Below are 24,745 nucleotides of genomic sequence, written 5' to 3'. Positions count from 1 at the left end.
TGCTGTTGTTGTGAGGCCGAGGGGAATTCCGTGGCCCCAAAAGGTCAGTGGGTGAAGACGTAGGGGCGCAGACCCTGCGGGACGGTGGCCGGGTCAACGGCGAACTCGGCCCACACGTTGGTGCCCAGGTCGCCCCAGGGGACGAGCGGGTGGTGGCCCCAGGCGCGGGACAGGTTCTGGACCAGGAGCAGGCCGCGCTGTCCCTCCGCCCAGTCCCACTCGTCGCCGTCGCGCTCGACCGGGATGCGCGGGAGGCCGCCACCGCCGCCGGAGTCGCTGACCGAGAGGCGCAGGGCGGCGGGGCCGGGCAGGGACAGGGTGCGGACGACCTCGCCGTGCTCCGTGCCGGAGTCGGTGTACTTGACGGCGTTGGCGAACAGCTCCGACAGGCACAGTTGGAGGGCGGCGACCAGGTCGGGGTCGAACCCGGCGAGGTCGGCGGCCAGGTCGTTCCTGACCTGTGCGAGTTCGCGGAGGTTCCCGGAGTAGACGCGGTGCTCCCAGCGCACGGGGCCGCTCATGCCGGGATCTCCTCGCACCGCCGCCGCTGGTCGAGCCAGATGCGGGTCAGGTCGGCCAGTTCGGCGAACTCACCGGTCGTGTCGGGCCGTGGGGGCTCCGGGGGCCTGACCACCCCGAACCGGGGCGCGGGACCGGAGAGCAGGTCGCCGTCCGGGGCGGCCGACCACTGCTGGAGGATGGCGGCGGCGCGTTCCTGGACCTGGGCGAACCCGCGCGCCACCTCGTCGGTCTCGGGCCCGGGGCGGCGGGGCTGGGGAACGCGGGGCTCTGGGATGCGGGTCTGGGCCGTGCGGAGGCGCTCGTGGGCGGCGAAGTAGGGCCTGACCAGGGCGACGTCCTCGGCCGGAACGACCTCTCGCGGGGCTGCCAGACGCGGTGCGGGTGTGGGCGCGGGAAGCGGCGGGGGAGCGTAGCGGCGCACGCGGGTGGAGCGGCGGCGGCGACCGGCCACCGCGGAGTGGCGTCCGCACGGGGAGGAGAGAAAGGCGATCAGCGGGCCCAGGGCACGGCTGAGGAGGGCAGCGCTAAACTGGCGCATGCTGGCAATCCTTGTGTTTGAAGGGATGGAGTTGCTGGCCACGACCCCGGGCGGATTCCAACCGTCGCGGGGTCATTCGTGGTTTTGGAGAAAAGCGTAAGGCATTTCGAGTGTGGACGGCGCGGCTACCGCGAAGTAACGCGGAAAAGATTCTGGATTGGTGCGTTCTCCCAGGTGAGGTGGCTTGGGAGAATCTTTCTCGCTAAAAACACAAAAGCCTCTATCCGGGCATAGGGCACAGAAATGCCCCCGCTCCCACGACGGGGAACAGGGGCCGGATCGACGCGGTTAGCGGTCGCTCTTGACGGAGGAGAGGAAGCCGGACCAGGCGAGGCCCTCGAAGGCGAGGTGGCCGTGGTCGCGGTACTGCGTGTCGCGGACCAGGGTGTGCTCGGGGCCCTCGGCGACCTCCACACAGTTCTGGTGCGAGCCTCCGCTGTAGCTGCTCTTGTGCCACTGGACGTCACTCATGGCGCAAATCCCTCAATCGTCTCTTCGACCAGCCGCAGCGACTGGCCCGGTGGCATCGCCGCTGCCTGCAAGCGGTGGAACCTCAGCTTGAACTCTCCCACGGCGTCGGGATCGTGGATGAACTGGCCCTTGTGGGCCGATTCCGCGTACACGAGCTCCCGCTCGGGAGGAGGATCGAGCACCGTGAACGGTCCGACCAGTCCGGGATGTAGAGGTTCTTCCGTGATCTGCAAGGTTATCCGCTCACGTTTGGCGAGAGCATGGACGTACTCCAACTGCCCGCGCATGACGGGCCCGTGGTCGATCGGCTCGGTCAGGACCGCGCGGCCGATCACCACCATCATCACCGGGGTGTCCGCGCTCTGGAAGCGCTCTCCCCGGGCGATCCGCTCACGCACGCTCGCCTCGGTCCTCGCCTGCGGCTCCCACGGAGTGACGGCGCGCATGACCGCGGTGGCGTAGTCCGCCGTCTGGAGCAGCGAGGGAACCAGGAACGGGTGGAACTCCAGGATGGAGGCCGCCTTCTTCTCCAGCTCCTCCATCTGGCCCAGCCACGGGATCTTGCCCTCCTTGACGAGGTCCTCCCACAGTTGGGCCAGCTCGTCGCCGGTCCCGAGGGCCTTGTCCAGGGACGCCAGCACATCCCGCGCCGGGGTGGTCCGGCCGCGCTCCAGGTTGGACACCGCGGTGCCCTTCACCCCGAGGGCGCGGCCCAGCGTCTCCTGGGTCATCCCGCAGGCCTCGCGCCGCCGCTGGAGGACGCAGCCCCAGCGTTCCTTGATGTCGGTGCTCACCTTCGCCATGCCTGATATTCGCATACCAGAAATGGACAAAAAGGTACTACCGTTCTTTTCTTTCACGCGATGGATTTTCGCAGGAACTCCATCCGCGTGAATGGGATTTCGCGGAAACTCCATTGGAGGAGGCCGGGAGAGCGGCCTGCGGCCAAGCTGGTCTGCGACGGAGAAGCCCAGGTCGAGGGGAGCGGAAGCGATGCGGGACGGTGGCGGCGTGGGTGGGGAGAAGTGGAGTGCGGAACTCCCGAAGAGGATTCCATCCCGGGTTCCGGGCGTCCGAATGGTGAGTTGGGGATCGCTGCCGCAGCAGGTGGCCTCCGCCCGGCTGTGGTGCTGGCACGGCACCAAGCTCAGCTATGACCGGGCCTATCCCCTCATCGCGGTTCTGTCCGAGCTGCACACGAACGCCCTGCGCCACACCGCCTCCGGGGGTCCCTGCGGTCGCGTCCGCATGGAGATGGAGGGCTACCGGGGCATGTTCTGGCTCGCGGTGACCGACGACGGCGCCCTCCCGGGAGCGGTGCCCACCGTCCCCGACCTGGGGGCGGGCTTCGGCCTGCGCCTGGTCGACCGCCTGGCCGCCGGCTGGGGGTGGTTCGGCCTGCCGGGACACCCGATCACCGTGTGGGCCGTGGTGGACCCGCGCGGGGGTGGGTCCCCGGTGCCCGCAGGTGAGCCGGCGGACACCGCCCGGTTGGAGGTCCCGGTCCGGCTGGAGGTCCCGGCCCAGCGTGCCGCCGGGTGAGCCCTGTTTCCCGCCCTGCGGGTCTCGTGCCGTGGCCGCTTCCGGCCAGGTCCGAAACATCACCCCAGTTCACAGGGGCAGCCCGCCATACGTGTCTTCTTTCCTCGATATCGTCAGTTTCGGTAATCGGGTGAACACCGTGGATACTTCCGATTCTCCGGAACGTATCAGCAGCTCAGATGAGGGAAGCAGGTGAAGCCGTGTCGGATGGCACCGGTGTGAACGTTGACGATGCTCACGCGGGCGGAACGGCGTCGGCGGAGGCGGCGGCACGGCTCCGGGACCTGCCGACGGACTTCGACGAGGCGATCCAGGCTGCGAAGAACGCGGTCAGTGGTGCTCCAGGTATCACCGGGTGGATCGCTTTCGGAACGGACCACGAACAGCACATGATCGACGTCCGCAACCACGCGAGGACTCTGGCAGAGAACATCCAGGCAGGTTCCTACGAGGCCGCCGTGACGGACCTGGAGTCGTCGGAGGAGTACCACATCCCCATCAACGGCGCTCAGCTCTACTGATCACCCTTCCCCCACGTACCTTTCCCCAGGAGCCTCATCTTGTCCGCGCTCAGCTACATCGAATGCGAGATCGACCGCGGCACCGTCGCCTCCGCCAGGGATACCTTCGAGGAGCTCTTCTCCCTGATCAGCGGCCGTTCCGTTGAGTACAACACGATCACCACGTCCGTGGGTTTCGAGTTCTCCGACCTGATCGGTGAAAGCCTCAGAGGTGCCGCGAACGAGAACCAGTTCGCCTGGAGCAGCTCGATGCTGGCCTGTATCCACGCCTACGGCGTCCTCGAGAAGATCAGTACCGACGTCAAGTGGTACGAGGACAGGATCGAGGAGATCAAGGAGAACCTCTCCACGGCCCTCGCGAACTCCGCCGAGCCGGACAACCTCAACATCTCCCAGCGGATCATCGAGTCGCACAACTTCCAGGCCGAGGAGGCGTGGCGGGACCTGGAGACCAGGTGTGACGAGATCCAGGAGAGACTGAAGGAGGGCCCCACTCCTGAGAACATCCGGGCTCTCGCTGACGGGGGTTACTTCGGAGCGAACGAGAACATCGGGTTCTACACGACGGGAGACTTCGAGTACTACCACGTCGATGAGGGCCAGGCCGAGGTCATCGCGACCCATATCGGCGAAGCGGTCCTCAACGGCAACGAGGTCAGTATCGATGCGTTGGAGAACAACCCCGAGTACCTCGCGCTGATCTCCGCTGTGGTGACGCGTGGACTGACGGCCCAGCAGAACGGGGAGAAGCTACTGGGCGGAGAGGTCGAGTTCATGGAAACTCTATTTGGAGATCTCGATGCGGCTTCAGGTAATTCAAGTTTTCTGACATTTGCCAATCAGGTGAGTTCTAGCGAGCATATTAGTGATTCGCTTCGCGAAGAGCTAAACCGTGCCCTATCCAATACCATGCTAGTCCTCTCGGACGAGGATATCGGTGGTGGGATGGAGTATCTTCCCCAGGATGTCCAGGACACTGCCTTTGGAGACAAGGTAGATATGTTCGGGATGCAAGACGAAGGTGATATCGATGCACAGGTTTCAGAGCACGATAGCTGGCGCGATAGCTTCTCCGTACTAGGTGATTTCCTAAGCCACTCAGGGCCAGGGATGAAGGGTGGGACAGAGTTCTCCACTGCTCTCCTCGCATCCAGTGCTGCGGATCTTATTCATGGAGAGGCCTGGAGTAACCCGACTGACGGTGAATATCTCCAGAGCATCATTGAAATTGCCAGTCGGAACCCCGAAGCGAATAACATCATAATTACAGGTGAGGATTTTGAAGGGAGCGAGTATCAGTATCATCCGAATCATGAGCATCTAACGCATGAGCGGATTATCGAGACTCTTTATACGCATTCGTGGCCGGATGACGGAGCTGCGGTTAGCGGCATCACTGACTGGATGGGGGAGCAAGCTGATGGCGATGAAGTCGAGCAAGAACGTGCGGGAGAAGCTATGGTCGCATTGATGGAAATATTTAGTGACCCTTCATTTAGTGATGCCCTTTCGGGAACGGGGCACTCGGTCGAGGGTCAGGTAACAAATCCCGACGGCACTGTGGTTGACATGGAATGGGATAACGTATCAGCGGGGCACTTGAACCCAGAACTTGCCTGGGCATGGTCAGATCTCTTTAGCTCATACATCGATGATTTCGCTAGTGGATACGGCACAAATTCGGGTAGTTCCGGTGTTCCCGAGGGGCAGGACCAGACGAGGTGGGACCCGGACCACGGTCTTCTGCTGGTTCCTTCCGATAGGGCAGATTTTATTCAGCAAATAATGGGAGATGGAAATGCGGCCTCTAGGGTATATGCAGAAACCATGGCCTTTGGTCAAGACAAAATGTATGAATATATTGAAGGCCGGAGCTCTGTTGCAGACGAACTCTCTCTGGGGGGAGCCGAGGAGGCGGGGATTCTTCGAGGTCTTATTGACACTGCCCTGGAAGAAGAGGCTGCTACCCGGACGGTAAATGACGGCAAGGACGCAGATTATAAAAATAGGGTAACCGGATACGGGGCAGATATGTTTGGGGCTGCAATATCGGAAATGCCGTTTGCGGGAAGTAGTGTACTGTCTGAGGGAATCAAAATTGGCATTAAGGAGGGCTTCGATATTGAGTCGTACGAAGCGGAAGAGCGAGAGGAAAACAATCGCGGCGAGTGGGAGGCGGAAGATGATTTTATGTTGGCTGCTCTTCGGGGGATTGCGCATGATGATGAGTCTGTAATGGAAGGGCTTCGAGAAAATATATACAGTCCGGTGGTGGAGGACGAAAGAGGGAACTCATATATTCCTGCTGATACTGCTCAATGGAATGTGTCTCCTGGTGAGCAGGGTACTGCTATTGCGAACGGGTGGAGCGAAATAATTAATAATTCCTGGGGGTCAAGTGAATTTAGCACAGGGCAGGCAATGGAGCAGTACATTGATGAGTATAACAGGGGCCGTGGAGAAATGAATGAAGACAGCGTTAAGTCGGATTCGGATGAAGAAAACCCCGATGATTAGTTTTCGGGGAGTATTTTGGATCATGCGTTGGAAGTGTATGGCTAATTATGAATAGAAAAACCATATGGTCAATATCTGTCATGGCAGTCGTGCTTATTTTGGTGATGGTGGTCGGATTACTCCTGTTGCCTGATTATGACGGCGGGCAGGAGGAATCCCGACAGCTGGCTGATTACGAGATCGTTCATGAGGTAACCGGGGATCAACCTGAGAAGCTCCGGGTGCCGACCACGGTCTCTGAGGCAGCCTGGGTGTGGGAGGGAGCGGAGGACAGCGTGCTTCAGGAAGTCCTTCCCGTGCCCACGGGGGCGGTGTTGCACGTCAATGATGGCGCTGTTGGCCTTGACACCCGGAACGGAGAAGAGGTGTGGAGCTACCGGCTTCTTGAGTCCGAGGCTGAGGTCGCGGTATCTCCGGACGGGTCTTTGGTCGCGGTGAGCGCTGGAGGCTTCCTCGCGCTCCTGGACTCCGGAACAGGCGAGGAGCTACGCGTCATCGAGCACGGCGAAGCCGGAGAGGGCCATCTGTCGCTCCAGGAGGCCGGTCTGGTCGCTGATGAGGGACTCGTCATGGCTGGAAGCAGGGACCCGGAAGGAGTCATTGTCTCCTTCGATCCTTGGGAGGGGGAATCAGGGTGGCACAACGAGGACCTGGAGTGCATCGACGGTTCTGGAAATTCGCATGTCGAAGAAGGCTTTCTTACCCCCAGCGGTGTCGTCGTGGTGTATCGGTGCGGTGGAGCTGATCCGGTAATGGTCAGTCTTGATCTAGCCACAGGCGAGGAGCAGTGGCGCCTCGTGCAAGGTCAGGATTTCAACGGCGATTACGAACACTACGATGAGCCTCCGGACGTAAGGTTTGCTCCGGTCGGTGATGTGGCTGTTCTCCAAAACATGGGGCCGCTCCGCGGGACGGTCGTCATCGATACCGAGAGTGGAGAAGTTCTGTCCGATACATTGCCCAGTGAGACTGACAACCACTTGCTTCGTGTCCTCCCCGACGGCTATCTGGCGGTTCGCACTGAGAAGATTGGAGAAGAAGATTGGGAGGTGCGTTTCGAGGTGCGGAGCTTCTCGGGTGATGTGCGGAGTGAGGTTGTCACTGACGATGAAGACTTGGGTGGGACTCTCTCCAGCCAGCTTCCATTGAAGGATTCTCTGCTGAAGTTGAGGTGGTCTGAGGCAGAGGAGAACATGGAGATCGCCGTATTTGACTGGAGTGGTAAGGGGCATGGAGAGTCGATAACACTACCTGTGGAGATCGATCTCAGCGAGGTGCTTAGTGTTGTGCGCAGTGAGTATCTCGTGGGACCGGGAACCTTCCAGGAAGCTCCGGGGGCTGTGCTTCTGCGTGAGTACCCCAACTCGGGAGTGGCGGCTCGTGTGGTTGGCCTGAACTGAACGGGCGCAGAGGATGGGAAGAAGGCTTTCTTGGGAGCGGTCCGCTGTTGTCGCTTCTGCGGTAGCGCTGGTCGGTGCGGGATGTACAGGATCGAATCGGGAAGAACCTGTCGTTGAACATCAAACCTCCGAGGAGCTCGGTGCGCGTGACGCGGTGGAGGTTTCGGGTCTTCGGGGACTTGCTGGTATCACGCCGGACATCGAGCAGGATGTCCTACGACTGGCTTTGGCTCAGTAGTCCGCGGTCGCGGTGACCCCGGAGGGTGTGGTGGGTATTGACCCCCGTATCGGAGTCGAACGGTGGAGCTACCTGGTGTCCGGTGCGGAAGTCGCCGTGGGTTTTCCCTCAGGGGCTGAGTCCGTACTGGTCATGTATGGAGAGAAGGGCCTTTTCCGGGACCGGGTGAGCGAAGTCGTCCTGGATCCCGAGACCGGCGAGATCGAACACAGCTCCACCTTCACCGCTCCCGAAGCCCCGGGAGGAATCCAGGAGATGGCGGAGCTTGGATTCACCGACACACGCATCGTGGTCGAGGATCAAGTGGTCGGATACCAGCGCGGCGAAGAGGAGGAAGAGCTCTGGCACGTTGACCCGGGTGAGTACTGCGGTGGGGAAGAGCTTTCCCCGGAGGACTTCGACGTCGCTTCCGACTCCGAGCATGTCTACCTGTCTGTGCTGTGTGCCGAGGAATCGAAAGCCCATCTGGTGGCGCTGAGCCCGAGCCAGGGCGATGCCGCATGGCAACAGAGCTTTGGTGCTGGGGAACGGGAGTCACCGCCGCAGATCTCCGTGGTCGGTCACGGCCCCTCCTACGGGGCCGAGGTTCATCCGGTCGCGCGGGCGCTCAACGGAGACCTGGGATCCGACTACCTGTATGTGAACTCCGGGAACGGGAAGGTACACAATCCGGACCTGTTCGACCTGGAGTCCATGAACATGCGCTTTCCCGAACCTGCCGGTGACCAGGAACGAGCACCGGCCGCCATTCTGGTGGGAAGCCCCGACAGAGTCGAGATGATGGTGACGTATCTGGCCGCCGACATGCTTGAGGAGCAGGGCATTGTCTCGGTGGAGGAATTTCACGAGGACCTTCTCGTCCGGGAGGACGACGGCTCCGTGCGGCTGACCGATGATCCCGCCGTATTGTCGAGCCGGAATGTCCGCAACCTGTTGTTGGAAGCCTTGGCCCAGATAGGTTCGTAGGACCATCCCGCCTTTCCCCGTACAAGAGGAAGCGCGGACGTGGTCGGCGTTTCCCCAACCCCTCCGGGGAAGCCGGCCCCTTCCCCGAATCTGACGGCCCCTGCCCTCGTCGGCACGGGCCTCCGTGCTGGAAAACCATTTTCCGTGACGGGGACTCCATGTCCCTTCCCCACCCCCTGACCACGTATTCGGTCTTTGCCTATAACACGTCCGATGGCCGAATACAAGACTGTTGACGTGTCCGTATCGAGCACTTAACGTCCTCCCAAGAAAGCGCTTTCCAGCTTCGGAGCGATGTCCGGCGGTTCCGGTCCGTCCATGCCGCGGTACTCCCCGCGCGACCCTCCGGCCGCCCCCTCATCGACCCCCCGCAACCAATCTGGAGACGAACAATGCAACTGAGACCCGTCATCGCGTCCGCCACCCTGCTGGCCGGCACGCTCGTCGCGCTGTCCGGCAGTGCGGCGCAGGCCGAGTCCACCCGTTACGAGGCCGAGGAATCCCCCGCGGTCTGCACCGGCACCATCGACTCCGACTGGTCCGGCTACTCCGGCGGCGGATTCTGCAACGGCACCAACGAGGACGGCGCCTACGCGCAGTTCACCGTGAACGCCCCCGCCCCGGGCACGGCGACGCTGACGGTCCGCTTCGCCAACGGAACCGGCACGGCACGGCCCGCGGACGTCGAGGTGAACGGTTCGACGGCCACGTCGGCCTCGTTCGAGAGCACCGGCGAGTGGGACGCGTGGACGACGAAGACGCTCACGGTGCAGGTGGGTTCGGGCAGCAACACCATCCGGTTCGACCCCACCAGCGGCAACGGCCTGCCCAACATCGACCGCCTCGACGTCGAGGCGGGCGAGGGCGACGGCGACGGGGACGGCGGCGGTGACACGCCGCCGCCGGGTTCCGCGCTGTACGCGGCGCCGGGCGGCAGCGAGAGCGCGGACGGGACGGAGTCGGACCCGACGACGCTCACCTCGGCGATCGACCGCGTCACCCCCGGCGGAACGATCTACCTGCGCGGCGGGACCTACCGCCTCTCGGAGACGGTCACCATCCCGCAGGGCAACGACGGCACCTCGGGCGACCGCACGGAACTGTCCGCCTACCCGGGCGAGACCCCGGTGCTGGACTTCTCGGCCCAGAGTGAGAACTCGTCCAACCGCGGGCTCGCGGTGAACGGGTCCTACTGGCACGTCTACGGCGTCATCGTCGAGCACGCCGGCGACAACGGCATCTTCGTCGGCGGCAGCGACAACGTCATCGAACGCACGGTGACGCGCTTCAACGCCGACACGGGGCTTCAGATCTCGCGGCGCTCCTCCAGCACCCCCGAGAGCGAGTGGCCCTCGGACAACCTCGTCCTGAGCGCGGAGTCGCACGACAACGTCGACTCCGACGGCGAGGACGCCGACGGCTTCGCCGCGAAGCTCACCTCAGGTCCGGGGAACGTCTTCCGCTACGCCGTGGCCCACAACAACATCGACGACGGCTGGGACCTCTACACCAAGAGCGAGACCGGTCCCATCGGCGCCGTGACCATCGAGGACTCCCTCGCCTACGAGAACGGCACCCTCAGCGACGGATCCCAGGCCGGCAGCGGTGACCGCAACGGCTTCAAGCTCGGCGGCGAGGACATCGGGGTCGACCACGTCATCAGGGGCAACATCGCCTACGACAACGGCAAGCACGGGTTCACCTACAACAGGAACCTCGGCTCGATGACGATCGCGAACAACGTCGGCATCGGCAACGAGGAGCGCAACTTCAACTTCGACGGCGGCTCCTCGGTGTTCCGGAACAACACCTCGTGCGACAGCGGGTCCAACGACAGGATCATCGGCGACGCCGACGGCTCGAACCAGTTCTGGTCGGGCTCCAACGGGTCCCGGTGCTCCTCGTACGACGGCGGCCTGGACTGGTCCTTCACCCAGGACGGCCGGCTCGTCGTGACCTTCGGCGGCAGCCCCGTGACGCCGTAACCGGCCTCGGAGACCGACCTCCTCGACCACCGGTCCCCGCGCCCGGGCGCCGACCCGCACCCGGGCGCCGGGAACGGCGATGACCCTGGCCGGCCCATTCGGACGAACCGGATGGGTCGGCCAGACCACGTACCCCCCGTCCCCGTCCACACCTCTCACATCGCTCACCGGGGGTGTTCTCCGAGAGTGGGCGGGGTAGTCGGGCCGTATGGACGCGACCTCACGGCGCAACGGCGCGCGGACGCCCCTGCCGACCATCACCGGCCTGGCCGAACTGGCGGAGCTCGTCTCCGAGCACGACCGCCTCTACCTGCGCTACTCCGACGGTCCCGACCAGGACCGCCGCTCCGTGAGCAAGGACTACGAGAGCGGGCTCGAACTCCCCGGGCTCTCGGTCACCGTCCTGACACCGGAACCCTGGTGGACCCGCCCGCCGGAGGACTGGCTCGCCCGCCAGGTCCGCAAGTACGCCTCGCTCGTGGAGGAGGACCCGGAGCGGTGCGGGTGGGTGCTCCAGGGGCGCACCGTCGCCCACGGCCCGGACCACGAACCGCTCCTGGACGACGTCCGGCCGATCGCCTACCTCTCCGAGGACGTGATGGAGGAGGCACTGGACAGGTACCGGCGTGACTTCGAGGCGGGGCGCAGGCCGACGGACCCGTAGGCGACCGGACCACCGGACCACTCGGACCACTCGGACCGCCCGGCCGCCCGAACCGCTCGGTCACCCGAACCACCGGACCACCGAACCACTCGGACCGCCCGGACCATCCGGCCGCCCGGGCACGGCCCGGGGGTGGAACCGGGTTCGGTCGCCGTGGTTGGCTCTGGGTATGTTCGCTATCACCGCAGCACGCATCGCGCCCGAGGACCCCGTCTCCGGCCTGGAGGCGGGCGAGCGCCCCGACCCCGAGCCCCGCGAGGGGTGGACGGCGGTCGACGTCAGAGCCGCATCCCTCAACCACCACGACCTGTGGAGCCTGCGCGGAGTCGGGCTCAGCGAGAAGCGCCTGCCCATGGTCCTGGGCTGCGACGCAGCCGGAGTGGACGAGGACGGCAACGAGGTCATCGTGCACGGGGTCGTCGGGGACCCGTCCGCCGGGGGCGGCGACGAGACCCGCGATCCCCGCCGCTCCCTGCTCTCGGAGGTCCACGACGGCACCTTCGCGGAGAGGGTCCTGGTACCCCGCGGCAACCTGGTGCCCAAGCCCGAGGAACTGAGCTTCGAGGAGGCCGCCTGCCTGCCCACCGCGTGGCTCACCGCCTACAGCATGCTCTTCGGCAAGGCCGACCTGCGTCCCGGTTCCACGGTGCTGGTGCAGGGCGCCGGGGGAGGGGTGGCCGCGGCGCTCATCCGCCTGGCGGCCCAGGTCGGCCACCGGATCTACGCCACCAGCCGCAGCGAGGAGAAGCGGACCAGGGCCCTGTCCCTGGGCGCCCACGCGGCGCTGCCCACGGGTGAGCGCCTGCCGGAGAGGGTGGACGCGGTCTTCGACTCGGTCGGCCAGGCCACCTGGGCGCACTCCCTGCGCTCCCTGAAGCCGGGCGGCGCCGTGATCACCTGCGGCGCCACCAGCGGGGACGCGCCCCCTGCCGAGCTCAACCGGGTGTTCTTCCTCCAGTTGAGGGTCATCGGCTCCACCATGGGCACCAAGCAGGAGCTGGACTCCCTGGCCCGGATGTGCGCCCGCACGGGCGTGCGCCCCGAGATCGACCGGGTGCTGCCCCTGGCCAGGGCCGGGGAGGGCTTCCAGGCCATGGCCGACGGAGAGCAGTTCGGCAAGATCGTCTTCACGGTCTGACCTGCTCGGGTACCGCCGGGGCCGGCCGCGCCCCTCCCGGCCCGCCCGGGCACCCGGTGGCCCCGGTTCCCCGTCGGCGTCCACGGAAGACGGGGAACCGGCGGCACGGTGGCGTTCTGGCGCGTGAGCGCCGCTCACCCGTGCCGACGCCTCCGAACACGCGAAGGGGGCCGGGACACCCCGCGGTGCCCCGGCCCCCACCGGTCCGTGTCCGCCCGGCGGTCACCGGGCGGACGGCGTCCTACTCGTCGTCCTCGTCGTCGTCGAGGCGGCGCTTCTTCTTGCCCTCCCGGTTCGGGCGCAGCAGCGCCTCCGCCAGGGCCAGCACGGTCTCCTCCAGGGAGGTGAACCGCTTGGTGATGTCGTCGTGGGAGTTCTCGACCGCCTCGGTGACGGTCTCCTCCATCTCGTGCCGGTCCGGACGCTGCTTGAGCTCGCGCAGCACCGGCGTCACGGACGAGGTGACGTGCTCGTCGATCTCGTCCAGCTTGCTGCTGTGGTCCAGTTGGGGCCGGTCCACCAGCTCGGTCAGGCGGCGGTGCAGCTCGCTGACCTCCATGGTCTGCGGGAGCTGGTTGAGCCGCTGGTTGAGCGCCTCCAGCCGGTCGTCGAGGGCCTCCATACGGCCGTCGACGCCCTCGAAGTGCCCGCTGACGCCCTCGAACTGGCCCTCGACCCCGTTGACCCGGCCGTCCAGGCCGTCCAGGCGACCGTTGACACCGTCGATACGGCCGTCGATGCGGTCGATCTTGCCCTCGACGCTCTCGAAGCTCCCCTCGAAGTGGCCCTCGAAGGTGTCGAAGCGGTCGGTGAGGCGGCCCAGCTCGTGGTCCACCTTGCCGGTGATCTGCGACAGGTGGTTGTCGACCTTGCCGGTGATCGACTCGCGCTGGCGCTCCAGACGCTCGTCCAGGGCCGCCCGGTGCGCCTCCACCTGCTCGGTGAGCGTCTCGGTCAGCGCCTGCGAGCGCTCCTCGGACTCGGTGGAGAGCTTGTCGCCGCTCTCCCGGACGAACTCCCGCAGCTCGGCGAAGTCGGCGGTGACGCGCTCGGCGTCCTCGGCGATCCGGGAGCTCAGGGCGTCGGTGCGCTCGACCATCGCCTCGCGCAGGCGCTCGGAGGTGGCCTCGGCGTGCTCCCGGGTCTCGGTGCGGCCCAGCTCCATCTGCTCGTTGAGCTCGGTCAGGCGCTGGCGCAGGTGGGTGCGCAGCTCGGTGAGCGACGACTCGTGCTTCTCGCGCAGCTTGGCGAGCGAACCGGTGACGTCGGCGACGGCCGCGGTGGTCTCGGCGTTGTTCTCCTCGGCCTGGGTGCTGAGGTAGCCGACGCTCTCGGTGAGCTTGGCGGCGAGGGCCTCGTGGCGCTCGCCCGAGGCGGTAGCCAGGGCGCCCAGCTCCTCGGCCAGGGCCGTGGTGCGCTCGCCCAGCTCGCCGGTGTTCTCCTGCAGCCGGGACAGCAGGGTCTCGTGCTGCTCGGCGGTGCGCTCCTCGAAGGAGGTGCGCAGCCGGTCGGTGCGCTCCTCGACGAGCGTGCTCAGCTCGACGGAGGCCTCCTCCAGCCTGGCGGTGACGGTCTCACTCAGCCGGGTGTCGGCCTCGGTGAGGGCCTCGCGGCTCTCCTGGACGGCGGAGGTGAGGCTCTCGCGGCTGGCGGCGACGGCCTCGGCGAGCTCGGTGCGGCCCTCGGACAGGGCCTCGGAGATCTCCGCCCGCCCGCCGGCCAGGGCCTCGGTCAGCTCGGTGCGGCTCTCGGCCAGCCCGGTGGTGAGGGCCTCGTGGCGGCTCTCCGAGGCCTTCGACAGCGCCGACAGCGACGCCTCGACGGCCTCGGTCTTGGCGGTGAGGGAGGCGAGCGCGGTGTCGAGGGCGTCCAGGCGCTCACCGAAGGTGTCGCTCAGCCCGTTGAGGCGCTCCCCGAGCTCGGTGACCTGCTCGGCGGTGCGGTTCCCGGTCTCGGCCATCCGCTGCATGCGGGTGAGCGCGGTGTCCAGGTGCCCGGCGACGCGGTTGGTGTCCGCGCGCAGGGACGGCAGGTCGGACAGGGGTTTGACCTGCTGGCCGACGACCTCTATGTGCTCGGCCAGGGTCTCGGCCCATTCCGGCGGACGGGCCAGGAAGTCGTCGATACGGCTGTTGGCCGTGGCGACCGATTCTGAGAGGGAGGTGAGTTCACGCTCACGCAGTTCGCGGAGCAGCCATTCCATGCCTTCGAGGCGCTGGCGCATCTCTTCGCTGACCGCGCCCTGCGACTTCTGGTCGGAGACGTGCTCCTGTGCGGCTTGGGAGAGCAGGTCGCGCATCCGGTCGGAGATCCCGGCCTGGCCTCCCCCGTTGAGGAAGTTGTGATTGGTCTGTTCCACCGAGGTGCTCCTTATTTTGCTGGCGCTCCCGTGCCCGTCCGGGGGGAAGGGACGGTGGGTTCCGGGCGGGACGGGTTCTCGATGGTCCCCGGGCGGGCGGCGCTCCCGCACCAATACTGCCTCGTCGTAATTAGAGTGTGACGGTGTGTATACACAAGAGGCGAGGTCCATGTTCTGGTCGAGCCGCGTGGCGGTTCAAACAACCATGGCCTTCCGGGTGAATCCATGAGAAGGGAAAGAATTCAACGGTCGCCAGTTTAACGACACCGACTCCTCCCTCCCCAAGGAGCGGCCAAAGATGTGGGCTCGGAAGGTAACGATCTGGCCCCTGCCCGTGACCCGGTGAGGTGGAACACGGCTCCCGCGCCGCGAATGCTCCCCCCGCTTCCGCACCCAGCCCCGCGTACGGGCTCCTCCTCCCGCGCACCCGCTCAGTCCGCGGCGGGGCCCCCGGCCTCGCGGCACAGCAGGCAGAAGGGCCGGTCGCCGATCCGGGTGAGCACGACCGTCACCGACTCGGGGCCGGACGCCCGAAGGTCCCGGCGCAGTTTCTCGGTGTCCACCGCCGAGCCCCGCTTCTTGACCGTCACCGTCCCGGCGTTCAACTTCCGCACCGCTGAGCGCAGCCGCTTCAGGGAGAACGGCAGCACCTCCAGGACCTCCAGCACCCGCCACAACGGTGAGACGGTCCTCGTGTCCGCCGTGAAGTAGGCGATCCGCTCGTCCAGCAGGGCGCCGTCCACCCGGGCCGCCGCCTCTGCCACCAGGTGCGAGCGCACCACGGCCGGATCCGGGTCGTACAGGTAGCGCCGGGCCGCGGCCACCGGGGCCGGGCCCAGGCCGGGGTCGGCGTCCAGGTGCGCCACCGCGCCCTCGCGGGCCAGCAGCCCCTCCCGCTCGTGCAGCACCGTCGCCCGGCGCCGGGGTCCCCCGGCCAGCGCGCCGAACCACAGCGCCGTCTCCTTCAGCTCCCCGTCCACCGAGATCCACTCGGCCGCCGCGTCCTCGGGCAGCGCCTCGTGGGGGATGCCCGGCGCGGCCTTGAGGCAGGCCGCGCCCGAGGCGGCGGCCAGCCCGGCCGCCACGTCCCACGGCGGGGAGTAGGCCGCCGGGTCGAACACCCGGCCGCGCCCGCCCCGACGCGCGGGGTCGCAGAACAGCAGCGGGTACCGGCCGGGCGCGGCCTCGGCGGCGTCGCCCTCGCGGACCCGGGCCAGGCCGGACAGTCCGAGGGCCTCGATGTTGGCACGCGCCACGGCCACCGTCAGCGGGTCGGCGTCCACGCCCTCCACCGGGACGCCGCGCTCGGCCAGCGCCAGCAGGTCCGCGCCGACCCCGCAGCACAGGTCGCCCGCTGCGGCGCCGTCCAGGACGGAAGGGGCGGCCCGCGCCATCCGCTCCGCGCGGTGGTCGGCCACCACCCGCCGGGTGGACTGCTCCAGGCCGTCGGGGGTGAAGAACATCCGCTCCGCGCGGTCGCCGAACTTGGCACGGCCGCGTTCGCGCAGCAGCACCTGGGTCAGGACCGCGTTTACCAGCTCCGAGACGGGTAGACCGGGGTCGAGATCCGCCACGCGCGGATCGCCGCGCAACCTGGAGGCGGCGGCCAGCCGGTCACGGGCGGCGGCCTTCGGGTCGATCCCCGCCAGCACCTCCCGGCCCGCGTCGGTGAGGAGCGCCTCGAAGGCGGGCACGTGCATGGGTTCCCCCGAACGTGGAAGAGCGGTCGGCGAAGGAGTGTCCGCGGTCGGCGGGTCCGCCTGTTCCGGCTGCTCCGGTCCTCGCGAACGGGCCCGGCCGAAATCCCGACGGATCCGGGCGCCCGGCCGCCGGCACCCCGGGCGGGGCCGGGGTCTCCGACGGGGGGTCACGGTCACGTTTCCATTCTGGCACTCTCGGGGGTAGAGTGCTAATCGCGACGAGGCCGGTCTGGCACCCGCGACGACAGGCCGCCGTGGTCGCCCCTTTTTCGCAACCGGTCCGTGCGCCAGTGCGGGCCGAAGACTGGACACCAAACCTTGAAGGGGGAGGTCACACCATGTCGACCGCCACCAAGACCGTGCTGAAGCCGTTGGAGGACCGCGTCGTGGTCCAGACGCTGGAGGCCGAGCAGACCACTGCTTCCGGTCTGGTCATCCCGGACACCGCCAAGGAGAAGCCCCAGGAGGGCACCGTCCTGGCCGTGGGCCCCGGCCGTCTCGACGACAACGGCAAGCGCATCGCCCTTGACGTGAACGTCGGCGACGTCGTCCTCTACAGCAAGTACGGCGGCACCGAGGTCAAGTACGACGGCGAGGAGTACCTGGTTCTCTCCGCCCGCGACATTCTCGCGGTCGTCGAGAAGTAGGTCCCGACGGGGCCCGGCACTCCGGGCTCGGAGTCATCCGCATCCCGCACCGGTCGGCACATCGCCGGGCGGGCGGGATGCCCGTTTTTTGACCAGCCGAAGAGGAAGTATTCCTATGCCGAAGATCCTGGAGTTCGAGGACGACGCCCGCCGCGCCCTCGAGCGGGGCGTCGACCGCCTCGCCAACGCCGTCAAGGTGACGCTCGGCCCGCGCGGCCGCAACGTCGTCATCGACAAGAAGTTCGGTGCCCCCACCATCACGAACGACGGTGTGACCGTCGCCCGTGAGATCGAGCTGGACGACCCCTACGAGAACCTGGGCGCCCAGCTGGTCAAGGAGGTCGCCACCAAGACCAACGACGCCGCCGGTGACGGCACCACCACCGCGACCGTCCTCGCCCAGGCCCTCGTGCGCGAGGGGATCCGCAGCGTGGCCGCCGGCGCCTCCCCGATGTCCATGAAGAAGGGCATCGACGCCGCCGCCAACAGGGTGTCGGAGATCCTGCTGGAGCGCGCCCGCCCCGTCGAGGAGCGCGAGGACATCGCCTACGTCGCCACCAACTCGGCCCAGGACGCCCAGATCGGCGACATGATCGCCGAGGCGTTCGACAAGGTCGGCAAGGACGGCGTCATCACGGTGGAGGAGGCCCCGACCTTCGGTCTGGACCTGGACTTCACCGAGGGCATGCAGTTCGACAAGGGCTACATCTCGCCCTACTTCGTCACCGACGGCGACCGCCAGGAGGCGGTGCTCGAGGACGCGCTGATCCTGATCCACCAGGGCAAGATCAGCAACCTCAACGACCTGCTGCCCCTGCTGGAGAAGGTCCTCCAGAACAACAAGAAGCCGCTGCTCATCATCGCCGAGGACATCGAGGGCGACGCCCTGGGCGCCCTGGTGCTGAACAAGATCCGCGGCACGCTCGACGTCGCCGCGGTCAAGGCGCCCGGCTTCGGCGAGCGCCGCAAGGCCATGCTCCAGGACATCGCCGTCCTCACCGGCGGCCAGGTCATCGCCGAGGAGGTCGGCCTGTCCCTGGACAACGCCGACATCGACACGCTCGGCAGCGCCCGCCGCATCACCATCACCAAGGACACCACCACCATCGTGGACGGTGCCGGTGAGCAGTCCGAGGTCGAGGACCGCGTTCGCCAGATCCGCAAGGAGATCGAGGCGAGCGACTCCGACTGGGACCGCGAGAAGCTCCAGGAGCGCCTGGCCAAGCTCGCGGGCGGCGTGTCCGTCCTGCGTGTGGGCGCGGCCACCGAGGTGGAGCTCAAGGAGAAGAAGCACCGCCTCGAGGACGCCATCTCGGCGACCCGCGCGGCCATCGAGGAGGGCATCGTCGCCGGTGGCGGCTCCGCCCTGGTGCACGCCTCGACCGCCCTGGACGACCTCGGCCTGACCGGCGACGAGGCCACCGGTGTGGCGATCGTCCGCCGCGCCCTGGTCGAGCCCGCCCGCTGGATCGCCGAGAACGCGGGCGCCCAGGGCTACGTGGTCACCCACCGCGTGTCGGAGATGGAGGTCGGCCACGGCTACAACGCCGCGACCGGCACCTACGGCGACCTGACCGCCGAGGGCATCATCGACCCGGTCAAGGTCTCCCGCTCCGCCGTCCAGAACGCCGCCTCCATCGCGGGCATGCTGCTGACCACCGAGGTGCTGGTCGCGGACAAGCCCGAGGAGGACGAGGACGAGGGCCACGGCCACAGCCACTAGCGCCGGCCGGCGTCGGCGCTGGTAGCCGTCGGGCCGCCGGACGGGCGGGCCGGTCCCCGCACCGGTCTCCCCGTCCGCCGCCGTCGCGGCTGAGGGCCGCGGCGTCGGGCCCGGTGAGGTTCGGTTCGGGGGCGGGACACGATCGTGTCCCGCCCCCGCGCACTACCACGTGGGACCCACGTTTCTCCCGAACGCGCGTGGCGTTTGTGGGTGAATTGCCCAAAACGTGACCATTCTGTAGTTGTCGATCTGAGTGGTTGGGTCCTGTGGTGGGGGCATCATTCGTAGCGTGACGGATGCAGGCGCCCGGGGGGGCGTTACCGCGCAGCGGCCGGGAACGCACGGGGATGCGGACCCCGCCGCGCGCGAAACGGGGTTGAACCACCTGGGGTCTCTCGCGGTCCGAGGGGACGACGGGGCCATGGACTCGCTGTTGCGCGAGGTCCGCCCCATGGTGGTCAGGTACTGCCGTGCCCGCCTCGCCCGGGTCTCGGGACTGGCCCACCACTCCGACGACGTGGCCCAGGAGGTGTGTATCGCCCTGCTCTCGGCGATACCGCGCTACCAGGACCGCGGCCGTCCGTTCGCGGCCTTCGTGTTCGGGATCGCGGCCCACAAGGTGGCCGACACCCTGCGCGTGGCCGGACGGGTGGAGGTGGTCTCCACCGACTCCGTGCCCGAGCGGCCGGACGAGGCCCCGGGGCCGGAGGAGTCGGCGGTGCGGGTCATCGAGGCCCAGCGCGCCAGAGAGCTTCTCGACGAACTGCCCGAGCAGCAGCGCAAGCTGCTGGTCATGCGGGTGATCGCGGGACTTACAGCAGATGAGACGGGACATGTACTTGGAATGTCGGCAGGAGCGGTACGGGTTGCCCAGCACCGAGCTATTGCTCGGCTTCGGCAGGTGGCCGTGGCGAACCGCCTCCTCCCCTGAGCACGGCGGGCGTCCCCGGAGCGGTGGCCGTCCGTGTCCCCGCCGCCCGCGCGTGCGCGGCTACTGCCGTGCGCTGGGCCCGACGAGGCACCGCTCCTCCCAGCACTAGGCCGTGTCTCCTTGAGGCTGCGCTTCGCCTCGTGTTCGGGCGCCGCGGGTACGGGAACCTTCGGATCCTCCGGTATGGCGGCTCGTGCCTCGCGGGCGTACCTGCGGGGCCTCCGGCAGCCCCGTCGGCGCCCTCGCTGTGTCGTCTTTGAGGCTGCGCTGCGCTTCGCCTCGTGTTCGGGCGCCGCGGGTACGGGAACCTTCGGATCCTCCGGTATGGCGGCTCGTTCCTCGCGGGCGCACCTGCGGGACCTCCAGAACCCCGTCGGCGCCCTCGCTGTGTCGTCTTTGAGGCTGCGCTGCGCTTCGCCTCGTGCTCGGGCGCCGGAGGTACGGGAACCTTCGGATCCTCCGGTATGGCGGCTCGTTCCTCGCAGCCCCACCTACGAATCCTCCAGAACCCCGTCGGCGCCCTCGCCCCCGGCGGAACAGGACCGAGTCCACCGAACAGGACCCAGGACGCGTTCGCTGCGGACCCTCCCACCACACCGGCGACGTTTCCGGCCGGCCCACGAGCCGCCCAACGCCCCCTCGGAGGACCATGTGCTCCCATCGGGAAGAACCGGGGGCCGTGTGCCCGTTGGAGGAGGTGGGGCCCCTGCGGAGACCACGCCGAGGACGTGGGCCAAACCGTGAGTCTGGTCACTTTCAGGCCGTGGTGACGGGGCGAACAGTCCGTTTCACCGGGTACGCACGGGGCCACGGCCTAGGATGAGACGACACGCGGGGGCGAGACCGCGCAGGTGTGCCGGCGAAGCGGAGGTTGTGTCATGGGCCAGGAGTACAGCGAATACGGGGACAAAGTACTACCGCCGGGGTTGACCTACGACGACGTGCTCCTCGTACCGGCCTACTCCGACCTCCAGCCCGGCGAGGTGGACACCACCACCCGCCTGTCCCGCAACATCACCCTGAGCATCCCGCTGCTGTCCGCGGCGATGGACACCGTCACCGAGGCGCGCATGGCCGTGGCCATGGCCCGCCAGGGCGGCGCGGGCGTGCTGCACCGCAACCTCTCCGTCGAGGACCAGGCCAGCCAGATCGACCTGGTCAAGCGCTCCGAGGCGGGCATGGTCACCGACCCGGTCACCTGCCAGCCCGAGGACACCCTCGCCGACGTCGAGCGCCTGTGCGCCCACTACCGGATCTCCGGCGTCCCCGTCACCGACGGCTCGGGCGTCCTGGTCGGCATCGTCACCAACCGGGACATGCGCTTCGAGAGCGACCGCGACCGCCTGGTCCGCGACGTCATGACCACCGAGAGCCTGGTCACCGCCCCCGTCGGTGTCAGCCGCGGCCAGGCCTTCGAGCTCCTGCGCAGCCACAAGGTCGAGAAGCTGCCCCTGGTCGACGGCCAGAACCGCCTGCGCGGCCTGATCACCGTCAAGGACTTCATCAAGAGCGAGCAGTTCCCCAACGCCACCAAGGACGCCGACGGCCGCCTCGTCGTCGGCGGCGCCGTGGGGGTGGGCACCGAGGCCGAACAGCGCGCCAAGCGGCTCGTGGAGGCCGGCGTCGACTTCATCGTCGTGGACACCGCCCACGGCCACTCCGCCGGGCTCGCGGACATGATCGCCAAGCTCAAGGCCAACTCCCGCGCCGACATCGTCGCGGGCAACGTCGCCACCCGCGCCGGTGCCCAGTTGCTCATCGACGCCGGGGCCGACGCCGTCAAGGTCGGTGTGGGGCCGGGCTCCATCTGCACCACCCGTGTCGTGGCCGGCGTGGGCGCCCCGCAGCTCACCGCCATCCTGGAGGCCTCCAAGGCCTGCGGCCCGGCCGGCGTGCCGCTCATCGCCGACGGCGGGCTCCAGTACTCCGGGGAGATCGCCAAGGCCATCGCCGCCGGTGCCAGCACGGTGATGCTCGGCAGCCTCCTGGCCGGTGTGGAGGAGAGCCCGGGCGAGCTGATCTTCATCAACGGCAAGCAGTTCAAGGCCTACCGCGGCATGGGCTCGCTCGGCGCCATGCGCGGCCGGTCCTTCTCCAAGGACCGCTACGCGCAGGCCGAGGTGTCCTCCGAGGACAAGCTGGTCCCCGAGGGCATCGAGGGCCAGGTCCCCTTCCGCGGCCCGCTCCAGGCGGTCGCCCACCAGCTCGTCGGCGGGCTCCACCAGTCCATGTGGTACGCCGGTACCCGCACCGTGGACGACCTGCGCGAGCGCGGCCAGCTGATGCGCATCACCAGCGCCGGGCTGCGCGAGAGCCACCCGCACGACATCAAGATGACCGTCGAGGCGCCCAACTACAACGCGCGCTGACGGACACGGCACCGCAACGTCACCGCCACGGGCCGCCCGGGTTCTCCGGGCGGCCCGTGGCGGCGTTTCCCCCCTCCGTGAACCGTGCAGGGGCGGAGGGGCCGATGCTGGAAAGCGTTTACCATTCCAAGGGGGGCGACGACGAGACGCATCGCTCCCCGGTCCCCGCCCTCCACGAGGGGGAGCGCCCGCCGGGAGGGGCGGTACCCCCGCCCCGGGTCGATAGACTCTCGACGGCAGGGAACGCGCCGGTAGACCATCCGGTGAGGCACGTCAGAGGGGATCGAAACGTTGGCTCAGGTGGAGATCGGGCTGGGCAAGAACGGGCGCCGCGCCTATGAGCTCGACGAGATCGGGATCGTGCCCGCCCGTCGGACGCGGGACCCGGAGGAGGTGTCCATCGCCTGGCAGATCGACGCCTACCGGTTCGAGACGCCGCTGGTGGTCAGCCCCATGGACAGTGTGGCCTCCCCCAAGACGGTCGTGGCCGTGGGCGAGCAGGGCGGTCTCGGCGTGCTCGACCTCGAAGGGCTCTGGACCCGCTACGAGGACCCGGAGCCGCTGCTCCAGGAGATTCGCGAGCTCGACGACGTCGCCGCCACCAAGCGGCTCCAGGAGATCTACGCGGCACCCATCCAGGAGGAGCTGATCGGCCGCCGGATCGAGGAGATCCGGGACGCGGGCCTGGTCACCGCCGCGCGGCTGTCGCCGCAGCGCACGGCCCAGTACCACAAGGCGGTCGTCGACGCGGGCGTGGACATCTTCGTGATCCGCGGCACCACGGTCTCGGCCGAGCACGTGTCCGGCCGCGCCGAGCCGCTCAACCTCAAGCAGTTCATCTACGAGCTGGACGTGCCGGTCGTGGTCGGCGGCTGCGCCACCTACACCGCCGCCCTGCACCTGATGCGTACGGGCGCCGCCGGTGTGCTGGTCGGCTTCGGCGGCGGCTCGGGACACACCACCCGCTCCGTCCTGGGTGTGGCCGTGCCGATGGCAAGCGCCGTCGGCGACGTGTCCGCGGCCCGCCGCGACTACCTGGACGAGTCCGGCGGCCGCTACGTGCACGTCATCGCCGACGGCGGCATGACCAGCAGCGGCGACATGGCCAAGGCGCTGGCCTGCGGCGCCGACGCCGTCATGGTGGGCTCCCCGCTGGCGCGCGCCACCGAGGCGCCCGGCGGCGGCTACCACTGGGGCAGCGAGGCCCACCACGGCGAGCTGCCGCGCGGTGAGCGGGTCCACGTGGGCACGATCGGCGACCTCAAGTCGATCCTGCACGGCCCCGCCTCCAGCAGCGACGGCTCCATGAACCTCATGGGGGCCCTGCGCCGCACGATGGCCACCTCCGGCTACACCGACCTCAAGGAGTTCCAGCGGGTCGAGGTCGTGGTCAACCCGCACCACTAGGGGACGCCTCTGACCAGGGGGCCGTTCCGGCGGGCGCCGGTGCGGCCCCCCGCGTGTGTCCGGGACCCGGCGCACGTTCGGGGATCCGTGCCCGGGGGCCGCTGGAACGTACTGTCTCCGGTCGCGTACTTTGGTGGCGGCGTGATCCGGGAGTGACGTTTTCTTGACGAGGGGAGCCTATGGGTAAGCGGCGTGCGTCCGGTGCCGAAGGGCGCCGGAATCGTGGCCCGGTGGTCGCCGTCTGTGTGACGCTGGCGGTGTGCCTGCTGCTGACCGGGGGCGTGGTCCTCCTGGTCAACCGGGTGTCCGACGCGTTCAACGAGTGGTCCCCGCCCGGCGCCTCCGATGTCGAACCGCCCGTGGGCACGATCCAGACACCGCCCCCCGGCGAGCTCACCGGTCCGCCGGAGCTCTCGGAGGTGTCCCCGGTCGAAGAGGGGCCGGAGGCCGACCGGACGGGCGCCGACGAGCGCTCCACCCCCGCGGCCCCGCACCCCAGCGCCGCGTGGCTCGACCGGGTCGCGGAGTCGACCGGCATCCCGCGCCGCGCCCTGGAGGCGTACGCCAGCGCCCAGTTGGTGCTGGCACGGGAGCAGCCCGGCTGCCGGCTGTCCTGGCCGACCCTGGCCGGGATCGGGTACGTGGAGACGCACCACGGCACCTACGCCGGGGGCGAGATCGGCTCGGACGGGGTCACGACCGTCGACATCATCGGCATCCCGCTGGACGGCACGAACCAGACCCGGGCGATCCCCGACACCGACGGCGGCCGGTACGACGGCGACGCGCAGTGGGACCGGGCGATCGGTCCGATGCAGTTCATCCCCCACACGTGGGCGCAGTGGGGCGACTCGCTGTCCGGGGACGACCCCGACCCGCACGACATCGACGACGCCGCGCTCGCGGCGGGACGGTACCTGTGCGCGGAGGACCGCGACCTGACCGTCGCCGCCGACTGGGAGTCCGCGATCCTGACCTACAACCGCTCCAGTACCTACGTCGCGGACGTCCTGGCCTACGCGCACGCCTACGCCGACGCGGCCTGACGCGGGCGGACCGACGGGAGCCGGGCCGCCGGGAGGCGGCCCGGCTCCCGTCCCGCGTGGC

General features: G+C 68.0%; 20 protein-coding genes. 14 read left to right on the top strand and 6 right to left on the bottom strand.

Features of this window, described 5'->3' with window-relative positions; genetic code table 11:
• Positions 1–44 precede the first annotated feature (44 nt).
• From NOSIN_RS18685 to NOSIN_RS18670, 4 genes are all read right to left on the bottom strand, one after another.
• Positions 45–521 (bottom strand): ATP-binding protein, encoded by a 477-nt coding sequence (locus tag NOSIN_RS18685; protein WP_077691990.1) that lies wholly within the window; start codon positions 519–521, stop codon positions 45–47.
• Positions 518–1,060 (bottom strand): hypothetical protein, encoded by a 543-nt coding sequence (locus NOSIN_RS18680; protein WP_077691989.1) that lies wholly within the window; start codon positions 1,058–1,060, stop codon positions 518–520. Before NOSIN_RS18680 ends, NOSIN_RS18685 begins: the two co-directional genes overlap by 4 nt.
• Positions 1,061–1,348: 288 nt before the next feature.
• Positions 1,349–1,531: a DUF397 domain-containing protein gene (locus tag NOSIN_RS18675; RefSeq protein WP_077691988.1), complete on the bottom strand. Its 183-nt coding sequence runs from the start codon at positions 1,529–1,531 to the stop codon at positions 1,349–1,351.
• Positions 1,528–2,334: a helix-turn-helix domain-containing protein gene (locus tag NOSIN_RS18670; protein ID WP_077691987.1), complete on the bottom strand. Its 807-nt coding sequence runs from the start codon at positions 2,332–2,334 to the stop codon at positions 1,528–1,530. Before NOSIN_RS18670 ends, NOSIN_RS18675 begins: the two co-directional genes overlap by 4 nt.
• A gap of 274 nt (positions 2,335–2,608) precedes the next feature.
• Here NOSIN_RS18670 and NOSIN_RS18665 point away from each other — a divergent pair, with 274 nt between their 5' ends.
• The 8 genes from NOSIN_RS18665 to NOSIN_RS18630 all read left to right on the top strand — a co-directional run bounded on the left by NOSIN_RS18665 (position 2,609) and on the right by NOSIN_RS18630 (position 12,502).
• Complete coding sequence (locus NOSIN_RS18665; protein WP_193371937.1) at positions 2,609–3,073, top strand: ATP-binding protein; 465 nt, start codon at positions 2,609–2,611, stop codon at positions 3,071–3,073.
• 218 nt (positions 3,074–3,291) lie between these two features.
• The gene (locus tag NOSIN_RS18660) at positions 3,292–3,594 is read left to right on the top strand and encodes a hypothetical protein (RefSeq protein ID WP_077693655.1); all 303 of its coding nucleotides are present in this window, start codon (positions 3,292–3,294) and stop codon (positions 3,592–3,594) included.
• Positions 3,595–3,633: 39 nt separating this feature from the next.
• Complete coding sequence (locus NOSIN_RS26860; RefSeq protein WP_143832955.1) at positions 3,634–6,111, top strand: TPR repeat region-containing protein; 2,478 nt, start codon at positions 3,634–3,636, stop codon at positions 6,109–6,111.
• Positions 6,112–6,191: 80 nt separating this feature from the next.
• On the top strand, positions 6,192–7,511 hold the full coding sequence (locus NOSIN_RS18650) for an outer membrane protein assembly factor BamB family protein (protein WP_170293655.1): 1,320 nt from the start codon (positions 6,192–6,194) through the stop codon (positions 7,509–7,511).
• A gap of 268 nt (positions 7,512–7,779) precedes the next feature.
• The gene (locus NOSIN_RS18645) at positions 7,780–8,715 is read left to right on the top strand and encodes a hypothetical protein (protein ID WP_170293654.1); all 936 of its coding nucleotides are present in this window, start codon (positions 7,780–7,782) and stop codon (positions 8,713–8,715) included.
• Between the two features lie 392 nt (positions 8,716–9,107).
• Positions 9,108–10,700: a carbohydrate-binding protein gene (locus NOSIN_RS18640; RefSeq protein WP_077691983.1), complete on the top strand. Its 1,593-nt coding sequence runs from the start codon at positions 9,108–9,110 to the stop codon at positions 10,698–10,700.
• 208 nt (positions 10,701–10,908) lie between these two features.
• A complete protein-coding gene (locus tag NOSIN_RS18635; RefSeq protein WP_077691982.1) occupies positions 10,909–11,364 on the top strand; it encodes a DUF6098 family protein in 456 nt (151 codons plus the stop codon).
• Positions 11,365–11,533: 169 nt separating this feature from the next.
• Complete coding sequence (locus tag NOSIN_RS18630) at positions 11,534–12,502, top strand: zinc-binding dehydrogenase (protein WP_077691981.1); 969 nt, start codon at positions 11,534–11,536, stop codon at positions 12,500–12,502.
• Positions 12,503–12,743: 241 nt separating this feature from the next.
• Here NOSIN_RS18630 and NOSIN_RS18625 read toward each other — a convergent pair whose 3' ends face one another.
• Both NOSIN_RS18625 and NOSIN_RS18620 read right to left on the bottom strand, forming a co-directional pair.
• Positions 12,744–14,861: a hypothetical protein gene (locus NOSIN_RS18625; RefSeq protein WP_077691980.1), complete on the bottom strand. Its 2,118-nt coding sequence runs from the start codon at positions 14,859–14,861 to the stop codon at positions 12,744–12,746.
• Between the two features lie 431 nt (positions 14,862–15,292).
• Positions 15,293–16,561 (bottom strand): class I SAM-dependent methyltransferase, encoded by a 1,269-nt coding sequence (locus tag NOSIN_RS18620; RefSeq protein WP_077691979.1) that lies wholly within the window; start codon positions 16,559–16,561, stop codon positions 15,293–15,295.
• A gap of 338 nt (positions 16,562–16,899) precedes the next feature.
• Between NOSIN_RS18620 and groES the strand changes: the two genes are divergently transcribed.
• The 6 genes from groES to NOSIN_RS18590 all read left to right on the top strand — a co-directional run bounded on the left by groES (position 16,900) and on the right by NOSIN_RS18590 (position 24,684).
• Complete coding sequence (gene groES / locus NOSIN_RS18615) at positions 16,900–17,208, top strand: co-chaperone GroES (protein WP_077691978.1); 309 nt, start codon at positions 16,900–16,902, stop codon at positions 17,206–17,208.
• Between the two features lie 115 nt (positions 17,209–17,323).
• Positions 17,324–18,931, top strand: coding sequence for a chaperonin GroEL (groL, locus tag NOSIN_RS18610; protein ID WP_077691977.1), 1,608 nt, complete (start codon positions 17,324–17,326; stop codon positions 18,929–18,931).
• 289 nt (positions 18,932–19,220) lie between these two features.
• Positions 19,221–19,862 (top strand): sigma-70 family RNA polymerase sigma factor, encoded by a 642-nt coding sequence (locus NOSIN_RS18605; RefSeq protein WP_375539658.1) that lies wholly within the window; start codon positions 19,221–19,223, stop codon positions 19,860–19,862.
• Positions 19,863–20,740: 878 nt separating this feature from the next.
• Positions 20,741–22,231 carry an IMP dehydrogenase gene (gene guaB / locus NOSIN_RS18600; RefSeq protein WP_077691975.1) on the top strand — a complete coding sequence of 497 codons (1,491 nt, stop codon included), beginning with the start codon at positions 20,741–20,743 and terminating at the stop codon, positions 22,229–22,231.
• Between the two features lie 300 nt (positions 22,232–22,531).
• Entirely contained in the window at positions 22,532–23,638 is a 1,107-nt protein-coding gene (locus NOSIN_RS18595; RefSeq protein ID WP_077691974.1) for a GuaB3 family IMP dehydrogenase-related protein, read from the top strand.
• Between the two features lie 179 nt (positions 23,639–23,817).
• Entirely contained in the window at positions 23,818–24,684 is an 867-nt protein-coding gene (locus tag NOSIN_RS18590; protein WP_077691973.1) for a lysozyme family protein, read from the top strand.
• Positions 24,685–24,745: the final 61 nt, after the last annotated feature.

The sequence above is a fragment of the Nocardiopsis sinuspersici genome, from assembly GCF_001998325.1.
GTDB classification, from domain to species: domain Bacteria; phylum Actinomycetota; class Actinomycetes; order Streptosporangiales; family Streptosporangiaceae; genus Nocardiopsis; species Nocardiopsis sinuspersici.
This window is presented reverse-complemented; position numbering and strand designations above follow the sequence as displayed.

What these genes read in the sequence shown, in the direction of transcription:
- NOSIN_RS18685 (WP_077691990.1), bottom strand. Translation starts at nt 521, where the DNA reads ATGAGCGGCCCCGTGCGCTGGGAGCACCGCGTCTACTCCGGGAACCTC.
- NOSIN_RS18680 (WP_077691989.1), bottom strand. Translation starts at nt 1,060, where the DNA reads ATGCGCCAGTTTAGCGCTGCCCTCCTCAGCCGTGCCCTGGGCCCGCTG.
- NOSIN_RS18675 (WP_077691988.1), bottom strand. Translation starts at nt 1,531, where the DNA reads ATGAGTGACGTCCAGTGGCACAAGAGCAGCTACAGCGGAGGCTCGCAC.
- NOSIN_RS18670 (WP_077691987.1), bottom strand. Translation starts at nt 2,334, where the DNA reads ATGGCGAAGGTGAGCACCGACATCAAGGAACGCTGGGGCTGCGTCCTC.
- NOSIN_RS18665 (WP_193371937.1), top strand. Translation starts at nt 2,609, where the DNA reads ATGGTGAGTTGGGGATCGCTGCCGCAGCAGGTGGCCTCCGCCCGGCTG.
- NOSIN_RS18650 (WP_170293655.1), top strand. Translation starts at nt 6,192, where the DNA reads ATGGCAGTCGTGCTTATTTTGGTGATGGTGGTCGGATTACTCCTGTTG.
- NOSIN_RS18640 (WP_077691983.1), top strand. Translation starts at nt 9,108, where the DNA reads ATGCAACTGAGACCCGTCATCGCGTCCGCCACCCTGCTGGCCGGCACG.
- NOSIN_RS18635 (WP_077691982.1), top strand. Translation starts at nt 10,909, where the DNA reads ATGGACGCGACCTCACGGCGCAACGGCGCGCGGACGCCCCTGCCGACC.
- NOSIN_RS18630 (WP_077691981.1), top strand. Translation starts at nt 11,534, where the DNA reads ATGTTCGCTATCACCGCAGCACGCATCGCGCCCGAGGACCCCGTCTCC.
- NOSIN_RS18620 (WP_077691979.1), bottom strand. Translation starts at nt 16,561, where the DNA reads ATGCACGTGCCCGCCTTCGAGGCGCTCCTCACCGACGCGGGCCGGGAG.
- groES (WP_077691978.1), top strand. Translation starts at nt 16,900, where the DNA reads ATGTCGACCGCCACCAAGACCGTGCTGAAGCCGTTGGAGGACCGCGTC.
- groL (WP_077691977.1), top strand. Translation starts at nt 17,324, where the DNA reads ATGCCGAAGATCCTGGAGTTCGAGGACGACGCCCGCCGCGCCCTCGAG.
- guaB (WP_077691975.1), top strand. Translation starts at nt 20,741, where the DNA reads ATGGGCCAGGAGTACAGCGAATACGGGGACAAAGTACTACCGCCGGGG.
- NOSIN_RS18590 (WP_077691973.1), top strand. Translation starts at nt 23,818, where the DNA reads ATGGGTAAGCGGCGTGCGTCCGGTGCCGAAGGGCGCCGGAATCGTGGC.